Annotated in this window: 1 protein-coding gene; it reads right to left on the minus strand. The window is 64.7% G+C overall.

The window, feature by feature from the left end; translation table 11 throughout:
* Positions 1 to 173: 173 nt before the first annotated feature.
* A partial coding sequence (locus tag HX873_RS31670) for a hypothetical protein (protein ID WP_218170472.1) occupies positions 174 to 399 on the minus strand: 226 nt, incomplete at its 5' end.

Genomic DNA, 399 nt, shown 5'->3' on the forward strand with positions numbered 1-399 from the left:
CTGTTGCTGTGGGCTACCGGCGGTATGGGTGTGGCGGTACGGCTGGGCGCGCAGGTGCTGGGCAAGGTCAGGTCCGAGCGGGCACGGGAGTGGTTGGAACAGATTGCCAAGTTGGGCGGTACGGCCCCGCTGGATAGGCATGCGGAGGTGCTTAAGCCGTTATCGCTTCAGAGTCATGCAGTGCCGGTCAAGGCTGCGGCGGTGCCGTTGAAGGCTGGCGTGGACGAGATATCCAACCCGGCACCGATGGTGCGGGAGCCGAAGACGGCGCGCACGGCGTTGGTGAAGCAGGAGCCTGTGGATGATGCGCCGGCTTCGGCGAAAAACCCCCATGGGGATGCGTCGGCTTGTTCGGCGAGCACCTGTACGACTGGCTGCCCGGTATCGATGGTTACTGGT

It is taken from the genome of Pseudomonas sp. P7758, from assembly GCF_013386485.1.
Lineage (GTDB): Bacteria > Pseudomonadota > Gammaproteobacteria > Pseudomonadales > Pseudomonadaceae > Aquipseudomonas.